Origin of the sequence: Pseudoalteromonas sp. S1650 (assembly GCF_005887195.1) — a bacterium.
Classification (GTDB): Bacteria; Pseudomonadota; Gammaproteobacteria; order Enterobacterales; family Alteromonadaceae; genus Pseudoalteromonas; species Pseudoalteromonas simplex.
In genome coordinates, this window is sequence record NZ_PNDF01000016.1 from 154,825 (window position 1) to 169,416 (window position 14,592).

General features: G+C 41.3%; 13 protein-coding genes. 10 read left to right on the top strand and 3 right to left on the bottom strand.

The features are described from left to right. Positions 1-285: 285 nt before the first annotated feature. From glk to CWB80_RS04865, 8 genes are all read left to right on the top strand, one after another. Positions 286-1,284 carry a glucokinase gene (gene glk / locus CWB80_RS04830; RefSeq protein ID WP_138600575.1) on the top strand — a complete coding sequence of 333 codons (999 nt, stop codon included), beginning with the start codon at positions 286-288 and terminating at the stop codon, positions 1,282-1,284. 22 nt (positions 1,285-1,306) lie between these two features. Further along, a complete protein-coding gene (locus CWB80_RS04835) occupies positions 1,307-2,320 on the top strand; it encodes a LacI family DNA-binding transcriptional regulator (protein WP_138600577.1) in 1,014 nt (337 codons plus the stop codon). A 431-nt stretch (positions 2,321-2,751) separates the two neighbouring features. Beyond that, positions 2,752-4,602 carry a phosphogluconate dehydratase gene (gene edd, locus CWB80_RS04840; RefSeq protein ID WP_138600580.1) on the top strand — a complete coding sequence of 617 codons (1,851 nt, stop codon included), beginning with the start codon at positions 2,752-2,754 and terminating at the stop codon, positions 4,600-4,602. A 34-nt stretch (positions 4,603-4,636) separates the two neighbouring features. After that, positions 4,637-5,257, top strand: a complete 621-nt coding sequence (locus CWB80_RS04845) for a bifunctional 4-hydroxy-2-oxoglutarate aldolase/2-dehydro-3-deoxy-phosphogluconate aldolase (RefSeq protein ID WP_054551439.1) — start codon at positions 4,637-4,639, stop codon at positions 5,255-5,257. A gap of 18 nt (positions 5,258-5,275) precedes the next feature. Then, entirely contained in the window at positions 5,276-6,280 is a 1,005-nt protein-coding gene (gene gap, locus CWB80_RS04850) for a type I glyceraldehyde-3-phosphate dehydrogenase (protein WP_054551438.1), read from the top strand. 122 nt (positions 6,281-6,402) lie between these two features. Beyond that, complete coding sequence (locus tag CWB80_RS04855) at positions 6,403-6,747, top strand: hypothetical protein (protein ID WP_138600582.1); 345 nt, start codon at positions 6,403-6,405, stop codon at positions 6,745-6,747. Between the two features lie 21 nt (positions 6,748-6,768). Then, entirely contained in the window at positions 6,769-7,212 is a 444-nt protein-coding gene (locus CWB80_RS04860; protein WP_138600584.1) for a hypothetical protein, read from the top strand. A gap of 475 nt (positions 7,213-7,687) precedes the next feature. Continuing rightward, entirely contained in the window at positions 7,688-8,809 is a 1,122-nt protein-coding gene (locus CWB80_RS04865; protein WP_138600586.1) for a sterol desaturase family protein, read from the top strand. A gap of 35 nt (positions 8,810-8,844) precedes the next feature. Here the strand turns inward: CWB80_RS04865 and CWB80_RS04870 are convergent, their stop codons facing one another. From CWB80_RS04870 to CWB80_RS04880, 3 genes are all read right to left on the bottom strand, one after another. Then, positions 8,845-10,119 carry a protein kinase gene (locus CWB80_RS04870; protein ID WP_138600588.1) on the bottom strand — a complete coding sequence of 425 codons (1,275 nt, stop codon included), beginning with the start codon at positions 10,117-10,119 and terminating at the stop codon, positions 8,845-8,847. A 46-nt stretch (positions 10,120-10,165) separates the two neighbouring features. After that, entirely contained in the window at positions 10,166-10,879 is a 714-nt protein-coding gene (locus CWB80_RS04875) for a YebC/PmpR family DNA-binding transcriptional regulator (protein ID WP_054561631.1), read from the bottom strand. A gap of 74 nt (positions 10,880-10,953) precedes the next feature. Then, positions 10,954-12,696, bottom strand: a complete 1,743-nt coding sequence (locus CWB80_RS04880) for an ABCB family ABC transporter ATP-binding protein/permease (protein ID WP_138600712.1) — start codon at positions 12,694-12,696, stop codon at positions 10,954-10,956. Positions 12,697-12,905: 209 nt separating this feature from the next. On the opposite strand from CWB80_RS04880, the gene CWB80_RS04885 reads away from it, so the two are divergent. After that, on the top strand, positions 12,906-13,952 hold the full coding sequence (locus CWB80_RS04885) for an NAD(P)-dependent alcohol dehydrogenase (protein WP_138600590.1): 1,047 nt from the start codon (positions 12,906-12,908) through the stop codon (positions 13,950-13,952). Positions 13,953-14,144: 192 nt separating this feature from the next. Then, a complete protein-coding gene (locus CWB80_RS04890) occupies positions 14,145-14,522 on the top strand; it encodes a hypothetical protein (protein ID WP_138600591.1) in 378 nt (125 codons plus the stop codon). Positions 14,523-14,592: the final 70 nt, after the last annotated feature.

Genomic DNA, 14,592 nt, shown 5'->3' on the forward strand with positions numbered 1-14,592 from the left:
TGCCTTTTCGATACTTAATACGCAGGTTTTCTCATTAAATACGTATGCATGCACAAATAATGAAAATTTTTATTGATCCAAATCTGACACCGGTGTCATAATGTCACTGTTTTATCATTTTGTTGTCAAAACGTATTTGGCTGCCCATTCATTTGGGCAGCATTTTTTTAATACAAAAGATAGCTTCTTTGAGGCAATGACCCAAAGTTTAGCAGACACGGTGGCTTTGCCATTGAAAACTAGAAAAATAAGCGGCAACTAGCTTAGACAAATAGAGAAAACATCATGAACACACAGACAACCACAGAATTCGCTCCTATTCTTGTTGCCGATATCGGCGGCACTAACGCTCGTTTCGCTTTAATCACTGACTTTAATGCACAAACTAACCAGTTTGTTATCGAGCACAATTTAACTTTTCCAAGTGCAGATTTTGGCTCTTTAGAAAGTGCGATTAACCAGTACTTTAGTCAAATTTCGTTTCCAAAGCCAAGCCGTGCATGTTTAGCAGTAGCTGGCCCGATTAAAGCAGGTCAAGTTCACTTAACTAACCTTGGCTGGCACTTTAACGTTGCCGATTTAAAGGCTGAGTTTTCATTTGAGCAACTTGAAGTAATCAACGACTTTGCAGCATTTGCTTATGCGGCACCTTATTTAGATGATTCGCAAAATATGGCTGTTAAAGCAGGTCAGGCGGATGAAAATGCGAATATCGCAGTTATGGGGCCTGGTACAGGTTTTGGTGCTGCATGTTTAGTTCGCACATCACAAGGCAGTGCTGTTCTTAGCTGTGAAGCAGGGCACATTACCCTTGCAGCTGTCACAGACTTAGACCGTAGGCTGATTACTGAGCTTAAAAAGCAATTAAATCATGTTTCTGTGGAGACTGTGTTCTCAGGCCCTGGTATTGCTCATTTATATGGCGCTATGGCTGCGGTAAAAGGCGTAGAAGCGAAGAATTTAGATGCAGCACAAATTAGCGAGCTTGCAACCACTGGTCAATGCGAAGTCTGTGATGCAACACTCAATCAATTTTGTGATTGGATTGGTAGTGTAGCAGGGGACTTAGCCCTGACATTTGGCGCATTAGGTGGCGTATTTATTGGTGGTGGTATTTTACCTCGTATGCAACAACGTTTATTATCTAGTCGATTTGTTGAACGTTTTGCAGACAAAGGCATTATGTCGCAATATACTTCACAGATCCCTGTTACGCTTGTAACACAAGACAACATTCCATTCATTGGTGCTGCTGCGTGTATACATGTTAAAAGTAACGCGTAATTAGCAGTTGGATGTAGAGCGGATGAAGAAAGTAACCATCAACAGTGTCGCCAGCTATGCCGGTGTATCGAAAAAAACAGTATCTCGCGTGCTTAACAATGAGCCAAACGTGAGTGATGCAACGCGCGAAAAAGTACTTAAAGTTTTTAAAGAGCTCGATTACACGCCAAACCCAATAGCTAGAGGTTTAGCACAAAACCGTAGTTTTATTATTGGTTGCTTGTACGATAATCCGAGTAAAAGCTATATTACCCGGGTGCAAACTGGTGCCTTAGCGGCGTGCCATGAACTTAACTACAACTTATTGATCCATCCTTGCGAATTACGCGGTGATGAATTAATTAGTAACATTGAGCAATTAATTCAAACTTCTCGTTTAGACGGTATTGTATTGACCCCGCCATTTTCAGATTTTCCTGAACTTGTAAGCTTTTTAAAGTCGAAAAAGATCCCGTATGCTCGCGTCGCATCAGCAGTACTTGAAGACGACTCTATTTCGGTGAGAAGTAACGACGAGCAGGGGGCTTTTGAAATAACAGAGCATCTTATCAAGCTGGGTCATAAAGAAATTGCCTTCATTAAAGGTCACCCTGATCACAGTGCCACAGAGCAGCGTTTTAAAGGTTATCGAAGAGCGCTTGCGTCAAATGGTATTGAGTTTGATGAACGCTTAGTTGAAGAAGGTAACTTCAGTTATCACTCTGGTGTTGATAGTGCCCGTACAATTTTAGATTTAAACCCTCGCCCAACAGCGGTATTTGCTTCAAATGACTACATGGCAGCAGCAGTATTAAAGCTTGCTACACAAATGCAGTTAAGAGTGCCAGATGATATTTCTATTGCAGGGTTTGATAACGCACCAATTGCACGTCATATCTGGCCGGGGTTAACGACCATTGCACAACCGGTTGAAGAGATGACTCAGCAAGCAGTTAAGCAATTGATCACTCATATTGGTGATCCACAAGAGTCGCCTTATCAAGTAACCCTTGAAGCAAAACTCATTACTCGAGAGTCGACAGCAGAAAATAAATAAATTTCATCTTGTTTTTTCACAGTAGCCCGAGAATGAGTGACGCGTTCTCGGGCTTTTTTATTTTCAATCTAAAAATTGCATTTTTATGATCTAAGTTGCTGTTTTTAAATAAAGCTCACAACAAAACCTTTCTTATGCATACACCTTTAATCGTGGTGCTTCACATGAATTCTACTCATATTCTACTAAAATTAAATTGTTCATTATTTGGTCATTTAAAAAAATTAAACTAAATTTAACAGATAAGGTTGACACCGGTGTCACAGTCATGAGTTAATACAGTGACACCGGTGTCAGGTTGGTTGTGAGAGACAGCCTGTCAGCGTACCTTTGAACGGGTAAATCAAAGTTGCTCAGTACAATTATTTTCGTGGAGTCTGTAATTGTTACTGAGCCTTTATCCTCTAACTATAGAGATGAGTCGAATTTATATGTTGCATCCTCGTATCCAAGAAGTCACCGAACGCGTTATCGAACGCAGTAAAGAGACCCGCCAAGCTTATTTAGAGCGAATCGCGCACGCAAAAAAACAAACAAGAGTTCGTGCAGGTTTAGGCTGTGGTAATATTGCACACGTTATGGCTGCTTGTAGCAGCGATGACAAAGCTCGCTTAAAAGCAGACGAGCAACCAAACCTAGCTATCATCAACGCTTATAACGACATGCTTTCTGCGCATGTTCCTTACAAAGATTATCCGGAAATCATCAAAAGCCTTGCCACTAAGTTCGATGCTACAGCACAAGTTGCTGGCGGCGTACCAGCTATGTGCGACGGTGTTACTCAAGGCCGTGATGGTATGGAACTATCATTGTTCTCACGTGATGTGATTGCAATGTCTACAGCGGTTTCTTTATCGCATGACGTGTTCGACGGTGTTTTCTGTTTAGGTGTGTGTGACAAGATTGTCCCTGGACTTCTAATAGGTGCCTTATCATTTGGTCATTTACCAACGTATTTCTTACCAGCAGGTCCAATGCAATCGGGTATCCCGAATAAAGAAAAAGCCCGTGTTCGTCAAAAATTTGCACAAGGCTTAGTAAGTCGCGAAGAGCTGTTAGAAGCTGAAAGCGCATCGTATCACAGTGCGGGTACGTGTACTTTCTACGGTACCGCTAACTCGAATCAAATGTTAATGGAAATCATGGGTCTACATTTACCAGGTAGCTCTTTCATTAACCCTTACACAGAACTTCGTGATGGTTTAACAGGTCATGCTGTCGAAACCATGTTAAAGCAGTTAATCGAAACAAAAGATGCTAACAGCCTTGCTGACGTAGTGAGTGAAAAAACAATTATTAATGGTTTAGTTGGCTTGTTATCAACAGGCGGCTCAACAAACCACGCAATCCACCTAGTAGCAATCGCGAAAGCTGCGGGTGTAATCCTTACTTGGAAAGACATGGCTGACTTATCAGAAGTTGTGCCACTTCTTACACGTATTTACCCGAACGGCTCAGCAGATGTAAACCACTTCCAAGCAGCCGGCGGTATGGGCTTTTTAATGAAGCAACTACTGAGCAAAGGTTACTTACATAACGACGTGAAAACGATTGTAGGTGATGGCTTAGAAGCATACACCACAGAGCCAATGCTAGATAAAGATTCATCAGTGATCATGACTAACAGCACAGGCCCAAGCAAAGTTAAATGGGTAGCGTGTCCTGAAAAGTCACATGATGAAGAAGTATTACGTCCGATTGATAACCCGTTTAGCAAGCAGGGTGGTTTACAGCTTCTTACAGGTAACCTTGGCAAAGCCGTTATCAAAGTATCTGCAGTGGCTGAATCTCACCAAGTTGTTTCTGCACCAGCTAAAGTATTTAGCTCACAAGGTGAGTTACAAGAAGCGTATAGCCGCGGTGAGTTAAATACAGACTTTATTGCTGTAATTAAAGAGCAAGGTCCGAAGGCGAAAGGCATGCCTGAGCTTCACAAATTAACGCCAGTAATGGCAACACTACAAGACCAAGGCTACAAAGTGGCGATTGTGACAGACGGTCGTATGTCGGGTGCATCAGGTAAAGTTCCTGCTGCAATCCACTTAGCACCAGAAGCGGTTGAAGGTGGTGTAATCGCAAAAATTCACGAAGGTGACTTAGTGACGCTTGATGCACCAGCGGGTGTATTGAAAGTACACGTAAGCGATGAAGAATTAGCAAAACGTGAATTACAACTTAGCCAACCAAGCCAAACATATGGTACAGGCCGAGAGTTATTCGCAGGTTTCAGAAATATAGTAAGTAGTGCAGACCTTGGCGCAAGTGCCTTTGGTTTAGAATAATAATACGCCGTTACTGGGCTATGAGGAACAAACAATGAGCATTGAGAAAATTTTATCATCGGCACCTGTGGTACCGGTTGTTGTTATCGAAAAACTTGAAGATGCAGCACCACTTGCACGTGCGCTTTATAACGGTGGCTTAAAAGCACTAGAAATTACTTTACGTACGCCGATTGCGGCAGAAGCTGTAAAGCTAATGAAAGAAGCCGTACCAGAAGCATACGTTGGCACAGGTACCGTGGTTGATAAAGCGACATTTAATGCATCTGTTGAAGCCGGTGCTGACTTCATGGTTAGCCCAGGTGTAAACGACGAATTATTAGCACTGGCTAAAGACACTGATATTCCATTTTTACCAGGTGCAGCAACACCAAGTGAAGTAATGAAATTAGCAAGCCATGGCTTTAAGTTCTTAAAGTTCTTCCCTGCAGAAGCAGCGGGTGGCACAGCAATGCTGAAATCAATTGGTGGTCCTTTACCACAAGTAACATTTTGCCCTACAGGCGGTATTAGCCTTGAAACAGCACCTAATTACCTGGCACTTAAAAATGTAATCTGTGTAGGTGGTACTTGGATGTTAGATAAACAACTTATTGAAAACAAAGACTGGCAAGCCATTGAAGCGCTTGCTCGCCAAGCAAGTGAAGTAAAATAATTAACGGGAGATATTAGAATGATTAATGTTGCAATTAATGGCTATGGACGTATCGGTCGTAACGTATTACGTGCCCTTTATGAGTCAGCTCAAAACAACGAAATCAAAATCGTTGCAATCAACGATTTAGCACCAGCAAATGTTAACGCGCATTTAACTCAATTTGACTCAGTACACGGTCAATTTTCTCAAAAAGTAACACTTGCTGAAAACACTATGCTAATTGGTAATGACGAAATTACCCTTACGCAAGAGCGTGATCCTGCAAACTTACCTTGGAAAGCACTAAACGTAGATATCGTTTTAGAATGTACTGGTTTATTCACTTCACGTGACGCAGCGGCTAAACACATTGAAGCGGGTGCTAAAAAAGTTATTGTTTCTGCACCTGGTACTGACATGGATGCAACAGTTGTTCACGGTGTTAACAGCGAAGTATTAAACGCTGACAGCAACATCATTTCAAATGCATCATGTACAACAAACTGTTTAGCACCGATTGCAAAAGCAATCAACGACACAGTCGGTATCGAGCAAGGTAGCATGACAACAATTCATGCTTACACAAACGACCAAAACTTATCTGACGTTTATCACCCAGACTTATACCGTGCACGTAGTGCAACTCAGTCAATGATCCCAACGAAAACAGGTGCAGCTAAAGCTGTTGGTTTAGTACTTCCTGAACTTGCGGGTAAACTTGACGGCATGGCAGTACGTGTACCAACAATCAACGTTTCTTTAGTAGACTTAACGTTTGTTGCTAAGCGTGAAACAACTGCAGCAGAAATCAACGAAGTCGTTAAAGCAGCATCAGAAGGTGCAATGCAAGGTATTCTTGAGTATAACGAACTACCGCTTGTTTCTATCGACTTTAACCACAATCCTGCGTCTTCAATCTTCGATTCTACCCAAACTAAAGTAGATGGTAAGCTTGTTAAAGTGATGGCTTGGTACGACAACGAGTGGGGTTTCTCAAACCGCATGTTAGACCAAGTTAAAGCGCTAGGTCAGTTCTTATAATAGAACAGTAAAAGTTTAAGCTTTATCCAACAAAGCCACGTTTATCGTGGCTTTTTTGGTTTTTGCTGGATAAAAGTATTTATTCACAGTATCTTATCTTTAAACATTTTTAGGGACAGATGATGAATAAATTTTTAATACCTTTATGCCTCTTGTTAGTGTCTTGCTCATCCACACAAGACAAAAACCTACCCGATTTTAATATTCCCAAAGATGTGATAACAAAAGCAAAAGACGACTTCAGACGATCTGATGATAAAATTTTATTTATGATGATGGTTAATCAAGCGGGTGATGTTGTCAAAGTTAGTGTATTGGATAATAAACTGCAAAATAAGCAATTCTTAAATATGTTTAAAAAGAATATGTATAACCTTAAATATCCAAAAGCTCAGCAAGGCGATCCTGAATTTAGAGAATTCATTTTACCATTTGGTGTAAAAACTGAAGTAGAATTCTATGGTTAATCCCAGTTTATGAGGAAAATAATGAAAAAAATCTTATTAACTACTTCACTCTTTTTAACGTCGTTACTGCCTAGTTATGTTTCAGCATCAGAAGAAGCACATCAACTTGCAGTGTGTTTAACTGATTCACTAAATGGCAAAGAACGAAAAAACCTCGCTAAGTGGATTTATCTAGGTATGTCGACACACAGTATAATTAAGCCTTTCTCGAATGTGACAGAGCAAGATATGGATGACACTAATCGCTATGTTGGTGCATTAGTTACGCGTTTATTAACCGAAGACTGTCCAAAGCAAGCAAAAGCGGCGATTGAAGTCGGTGGTCAGGGAGCAATGGAAAACGCATTCGGTATTGTCGGTGAAGTTGCAATGCAAGAGTTAATGGCTGAACCAAGTGTGGGTAATGCTTTAGGTGCATTTGATAAATACCTTGATCAAGATAAGTTTGATAAAGCATTTCAGTAATAGTTAAAGGCTTATTCTTTTATAAGCCTATTTCGTTTCATAAGGATATGGATGTTCAATAAAATTAAACAGTTATTCGCTAATAAGGTATATAGGTCAATTGCATTGGTTTTAGTCATTCTCATTGCAGGGCCTGAGTTAATGATGGGGTATGAGCTCATGGCGCTACTTGAGTTTTTAGGCCCATCGACATTTGTGCTTATTCATTTGGCTGGAATAAAGCTTTATCTGGTAAGGCTAAAAAACGCTTTCATGAGGTTTGAAAGACATAGTTTGTGCTATAGGGCAAAGGCTTCGCACATTATTGACATGCCTGCGTTGATTATTCATTACTTACCTGAACGCAGTTTCGTTTTGGTTTTTTTGAGCTTGGTCTCAATTTGTTGTATACACATGTTTGTGATGGCTTAACGTATATTTGTTCCTAAATTCTTCTGTGTTATGCTGCAAAAAATTGATAAATGGATTTTATATCATGACAGGTCTTTATCATCGGCTATTTAGAGCTGAGCAGTTTCAAGTGGGTGAGGGCAATATCAGTGGTTATATTGCTTGCTTCTTAGCGGTATTATCCTGTTTAGGGGTATTAGCTTTTCATTTTCCAGAGTACTTAACGACCCCAGAGCTCAGGCAAAACTACAGTGTCAAGTTTTTACGCCAGCTGATGTTTGTGGCATTAATTATTTCAGGCAGTTTAGGGTTGTTGAATTTTGTTCGTAATACTAATAAACGGCTCGGTGCAACGGCTTGGGTGTTGATCTTGCTTGCTATTGCATTTGGTGGGCCGAATGTTGAAGTGGGCGACTTTAGAGATAATACGCCGTACTTGGGGCTTGATTGGTTCATTCTTGACTTACTTGGCTCCACACTGATTTTTATTCTAATTGAGAAGCTGCTGCCGCACCGTAAAGAGCAAAAAATTCTCCGTACTGAGTGGCAGGGTGATTTAAATCATTTCTTTGTTAATCACTTAATTATTGGTTTTGTGTTGCTGGCAACCAATCAGTTCGTGCATCATGCATTTGGCTGGGCTGTGTCTGATACAGTGCAAGGCTTTATTATTCAACTGCCATTTTTACTCCAATTATTTTTAATCATTTTAGTGGCTGATTTAATGCAGTACTTTGTGCATAGGGCTTATCACGAAGTGCCCCTGCTTTGGCGTTTTCATGCCGTGCACCACAGTGCAAAAGAGATGGATTGGCTTGCTGGCTCTCGTCAACATATTTTAGAAATACTCGTGACGCGCAGCTTAGTGCTTACGCCAATTTTTGTGCTCGGCTTTCCATCGGATGTCATTAGCTTATATGTCATTATTGTTGGCTTTCAGGCTGTGTTTAACCACGCTAATGTTCGGGTAAAATTTGGATGGTTAAAGTATGTACTGGTTACCCCTCAGTTTCATCATTGGCATCATTCATCTGATAAAGCGGCCATTGACCGTAACTATGCTGCGCATTTTTCTTTTTTAGATTATCTATTTGGCACGGCAGTCAAAGGTCAAGCAGAGTGGCCCGATAAATATGGAGTGGTTGGCGATTACATGCCAGAAGGTATGTTAAAGCAGCAGGTGTTCCCGTTTAAAAAGCAAAAATAAAGCCTCACAGAGGCTTTATTTATTATTACCTATACTCATAATCGCGAAACTAGCTCAGAAAAGCGAGGGCGTTTGTCTGAGTTGAGTCCTAAGCACTCTTGAACGATGTCAGAAAGCATCGTGGTAATGTCGTTTTGTTCAGTGACTACAGTCAGTAAATCATCGATGAAATAACCAAGAGCGCGTACTTCAATGCCTTCTAATCGCTGCTGTTGATCAGGCGTCAGCATGGATAAGTCTGTTGCTGCACCAAAGTCACCAAATAATAACTCGCCCTGTGAATTGATCATGCTGTTATGGGCATAAATGTCACCATGGCTTACTTGCTTTTGATGTAAATGGGCGAGGGTACTTGTCATTTGCTTAACGATTTTTAGCACCATTTCTGGCGCGTACTGGCAGTTGTCTTCGAAGGTATCACGGGTACAGCTTGCAAGGGAGGGTGGCAAACCAAGATTCGTGAACTCTTTACTGATAAGCTCCATCACTAAACCAAGTTGTGACTCTTCATCGACATAGCCCAATGCTTTAATGAGATTTGGATGCTCACTGGCTTTTAAACAACAATTTAGCTCATCGAGTGGATAGCCATCACTGGTGATCTCGCCTTTAAATAACTTAAGGGCAACAGGACGTTGATGCCAATTAGCTAAGTGAATAACCCCAGACGCACCTTGGCCAATCTGCTTTTTAACTTCGATTTCATCCAGTGTGATTTTGCTAAACTGCTCGCAGTGTAAGCTAGTTGAGCGATTTAAATCGTTACCAGAGAAGGCAAGCCAAGCAAGTTTCGGTAAAGCTAAAAGCCAATCTTCAACTTTTGTAAGCTTATTGGCACTTAAACGTATTAGCTCAAGCTCGTTACAATTAGCCATTGAAGCTGGTAAATGAGTTAACTGATTACCTGCCAGTGCGAGCTTTTTAAGCTTGCTGTACTCACCAAATGAATCAGGTAAAGCGGGGATTTGATTATCCGTTAAGATCAGCCATTCAATCTGCGTTGGCAAACAGTGCGCTTTAAATTCAGTAATTTGATTACCTTTAAATGCCACCATGATTAAGTTTGGGCATTGTCTTAGCACGTCTGGAATATGTTTAAACTGATTAAATGATAAAAACAGCCGTTTGAGATTTTTTAATTTGTAAAAATCGTCAGGTAAATCACTTAGCTGGTTATTAGATAAATCGAGGATTTCTAACGTATCGGCTAGAGTATAAATTTCTTTTGGGAACTCGGTTAGTTTTGCAACAAGCTGAATCCGTGTACAACCTTGTAGAGAACCGGCTTTTAACTCTTCGAGGGTATTCAATGTTGATTCCTTTGGGCTAAAAGGCCAACTTGGTTGGCCTTTTTAATTAAAACTGTGCGTTATGGTAAACGTTTTGTACGTCGTCACAGTCTTCTAGCATGGCTAAAAAGCGTTCCATGACTTCAACGTCTTCACCTTCAATGGGTGCTTCTACTTGCGGCACAAAAGCAATTAGATCTTCGTGGAAATCAGTAATTCCCATTTCTTCAAGTGCTGTACGGGTGTTGTTGTATTCAGTGTGTGGCGCGAATACCGTCACTTTACCGTCTTCAACTTCTACATCCGTTACATCTACATCAGCCATCATTAGCGCTTCTAAAACAGCTTCGTCATCATCACCATCAAATACAAAAATAGCGAGGTGATCAAATAAGTGTGATACTGAGTTTTGCGCGCCAATTTTTGCATTTGCTTTAGTAAAACAAACACGTACGTCAGCGAATGTACGTTTGTTGTTGTCGGTTAAACAGTCAACAATGATCATACAGTTACCCGGGCCGTAACCTTCATAGCGAGTTGCTACATAATCTTCGCCGCCACCGCCTTTGGCTTTATCGATTGCACGCTCAATCACGTGCGTAGGTACTTGGTCTTTCTTAGCACGCTCAATTAAGCGACGAAGCGCTAAGTTGCCATCGGGATCAACACCACCATTCTTAGCGCAGATATAAATTTCTTTTCCGTACTTTGAATAAACTTTGGTTTTTGCACCCGCAGTTTTTGCCATTGAGTCTTTTTTGTTTTGATAAGCTCTGCCCATCTGCGTGTTGCCTTTTTGTTATAGATAAAAATAAAGCGGTTATTCTAATCATTTAACCTACTAGTTAACAGTGTTTATTCTTCGCTTTGCTGTAACTGCCACATTCGTGCGTATTCACCATTCGCTGCAAGCAGTTGATGGTGCTGACCTTGCTCAACAACCTGTCCTTGTTTCATAACAATAATTTTGTCTGCGTCAGTAATTGTTGATAAACGATGTGCAATAACCAAGCTGGTATGTCTTTGTGCGACTTCACGCATCGCGCTGAGAATGGCTTGCTCTGAATGCGAATCTAGCGCCGATGTTGCCTCATCAAATAATAAAATGGGTGAACCTTTTAAAATGGCTCTAGCAATTGCAATGCGTTGTTTTTCACCGCCCGACACTTTTAAACCGCGCTCACCAACAAGGGTTTTATCACCTTTATCTAGGCTGGCAATAAATCCATCTAAATGGGCAAGGCTTATGGCTTTATCAATTTCATCTTCGCTTGCTGTTGGGTTTCCGTAGGCGATATTTTCGCGAATGCTGGTATTAAATAGCACGGTATCTTGCGGTACGATGGCAATAGCTTGGCGCAAACTTTCAAGTGTCACTGTGTTGATTGCTTGCTCATCGATATAAATTTTACCCGCATCCACATCATAAAAACGGTAGAGCAGGCGGCTTAGAGTGCTTTTACCTGCGCCACTGGCACCCACAATCGCCACTTTGCTGCCAGAAGTAACCTCAAAGCTTAAGTTATTTAAAATTGGCCGTTGTTTGTCGTAACTAAACGACACATTTTCAAATCGAATAGCTGCTTTGGTTGCATTTAATGGTTTTGCATCTTTGTCATCGCTAATGGCGGCTTTGCGATTTAACAGCCCCAGCATATTTTCAAGGTCAGTCAGCGCACGGCGTATCTCACGATAAACAAAACCTAAAAAGTTAAGTGGTAAAAATAACTGGATCATATAAGCATTGATCATCACAAGCTCACCTATTGTCAGCTCTTTATTGACCACTGAGCTGGCACCGAGCCACATTAGCGCTGTTATAGCCGTGGCTATAATAAGTGCTTGTCCTGAATTAAGTGCCAGTAACGATAAACGATTTTTAAGCCTCGCTTGCTCCCATTTAGCTAAAAAGCCGTCGTAGGTGCTCGCTTCATACTGTTCATTGTTGAAGTACTTAACGGTTTCGTAATTTAGTAAGCTGTCGATTGCACGGGTGTTTGAGTTGTTATCGGCAGCATTTGCTTCACGAATAAATCGGTTACGCCACTGAGTTACAATCACAGTAAAAGCAATGTAACTAGCAACCGCAATTAATGTGACCAGTGCAAACCATGGTGAAAACAAGGTCGCAAAAATAATCGCTACTGTGATTATTTCAAATAGGGTTGGCACAATATTAAACATTAAAAAGCGCATTAAAAAGCTGAGGCCACTTGTACCACGCTCTATATCGCGGCTGATACCACCTGTTTGCCTATCCAGGTGAAAAGCAAGTTCTAAACTATGCAAGTGTTTAAAAACTTTTAGGCCAATATGGCGCATAGCGTGCTCTGTAACACGGCCAAATAATGCATCGCGTACTTCACCAAAAAATACACTGGCAAAGCGCAGCAAACCATAAGCGATGAGTAAGGCAATAGGAACACTTAATAGCGGGTTGATACTCGCATCAACCGCGTCAATTATTTCTTTTAGTGCCCAAGGCATCAGCAATGTGGCGCCTTTTGCAGCAATAAGCGCTAAGACGGCTAAAATAACGCGGCCTTTAAAGGTCATTAAATAGGGCCAAAGTGTTTTGATGCTTTGTGATAGGTTCATTGCATCAGGCGATCTCGTTACCTGTTCTTTGCGGCTCATTCCACGCATTGGGCTCTCTTGAATCAATTTGATAAAAATAGGCAAAAGCTTTCGTGTTTTAGGCAAGTGTACTTTGCTAAATTACCTCTATACTGAGTGCAGTATACACCAGCGCATTAGCAAATTAGTTAAATGCATGAGTTAAACACGAAGAAAATTAAGGAGTAAGCATGAAAACCGTCGGTTATGCAGCACATGATTCTGAAAAACCATTAGAGCCGTATCATTTTGAACGCCGTGCACTTCGTGATGAAGATGTATCAATTGAAATTCTGTATTGTGGCGTGTGCCATTCTGACTTACACACGGCAGAAAACGACTGGGGCTGGACTCAGTACCCAGTGGTACCAGGCCATGAAATCGTTGGTCGTGTTCTTGAAGTAGGTAGCGGCGTTACTAAATACAAAGTGGGCGATAATGTTGCTGTGGGTTGTATGGTTGATAGCTGTTTAAGCTGTGACCAGTGTCATCACGGTGAAGAGCAGTTTTGTCGCGAAGGGATGGTAGGGACCTACTCAGGACAAGATCGCATTAGCGGTGAACTCACTCAAGGTGGTTATTCAAAACACATTGTGGTGCGTGAAGAGTTTGTATTGAGTGTGCCAGAAGGCTTAGACCTTGCTAAGTGTGCGCCAATTCTATGTGCGGGTATCACAACGTATTCGCCACTACGCACGTGGAATGTCGGCCCTGGTAGCCGTGTTGGTGTGATTGGTTTAGGTGGTTTAGGCCACATGGCAATTAAAATCGCAGCTGCAATGGGCGCACATGTTACGGCTATTAGCCGCAGTGATAAGAAAAAACAGCAGGTTTTATCTTATGGCGCAAAAGATTTATTGGTATCGAGCGATGAAGCTGCCATGCAAGCGCATGCTAATCAATTTGATGTGATCATTAACACTATTCCGGTAAAACACGACTTTACGCCGTATATTCCGCTTTTAGATATTGATGGTACGCAAGTATTGGTTGGTCAAGTAGGTGAGCTTGCTGAGTCTAACTCAGTGCCATTATTAATGGGGCGTCGCCGTGTTGCTGGCTCATTGATTGGCGGTATTGCTCAAACTCAAGAAATCCTCGATTTCTGTGCGTTACATAATATTCTGCCAGAAGTCGAAATGATTAAAATGGACCAAATTAATGACGCATTCGATAAGTTAAAGCAAGGTGATATGGCCTCACGCTTTGTAATCGACATGTCATCATTAGAAGTTTAACAAAGTTAAATGACTAAGCGGGCCTAATTAGGCCCGCTTTTTGTTTTAGTCATTTTATTTAAGTAATACCTTGTGTTTTATTTTTTTGCCCTCATTATATCCCAGTTATTCGCTTAAATTATTGGTCAGTTCTTGTTACGGTTTTTCTCAGTCATTATCTTGCTCTTTACTGTGTTCTTTAGTGCACAGAGCATGGCTATGCCTGACACTCAGTCACACTATGCTGCAACTAAATTGTTCCAAGTCGAGCTGACTAAAACACCAGTTATTTCCCAAACTCATACAGCTGAGCATCCTAAACCGGATGAACCATCGGGGTTTGATACCCTTATGCCGCGTTTAACTGCCAGTAATTCATCATTATTTCTTTATCATAGTCAGGTTGATCCTGATTACGAGCTATTAATTGAATTCTTTGCTGAAGATTGGGGGAAAGAGCACTTTTTAGCGCCGCCAGGTGCTGTGCGTGTGATCCCATGGTTTGCATTAGCCACTCAACGTAAATCCCGCATTAGTGGCTGGAAAGACGCTAATCTCTTGTACAAAGCCAATACGACCTACCATAGCTAAACGACTTCCTTCGTTACTTTTTATTTTTTGTAATTAAATTTTTACCGGCTGACAATGCCGGAAGGAAGTC